1 protein-coding gene is annotated in these 244 nt (G+C 40.2%); it reads left to right on the forward strand.

Going from position 1 to position 244, the window contains the following annotated elements; genetic code table 11:
* On the forward strand, nucleotides 1-244 hold a 244-nt coding region (locus tag ACFINC_RS09710), incomplete at both ends, for an autotransporter outer membrane beta-barrel domain-containing protein (RefSeq protein ID WP_375617076.1).

Below are 244 nucleotides of genomic sequence, written 5' to 3' on the forward strand. Positions count from 1 at the left end.
TTCTCGATAAAAGTAAAAAAAATACAGCTTTATGGACCTATGCAATTAAATCTAAAGAGAGCATTGCGACAAAGCATATAGATTTTAAGTTGGATCAGACCGGTATTGTTTTGGGGATCAATGGCTTAAGCGAATGGGAAAATGGAGATTTTTATATAGGTGGTTTTGGAAGTTATGATCGTGCCCGTGTTGCGCATGCACGGGGGGGGACCAGCGGTATCAATAGTTATGGCATTGGTGCTTA

It is taken from the genome of Bartonella sp. AP58NXGY, assembly GCF_042195785.1.
In the GTDB taxonomy this organism is placed as follows: Bacteria; Pseudomonadota; Alphaproteobacteria; order Rhizobiales; family Rhizobiaceae; genus Bartonella.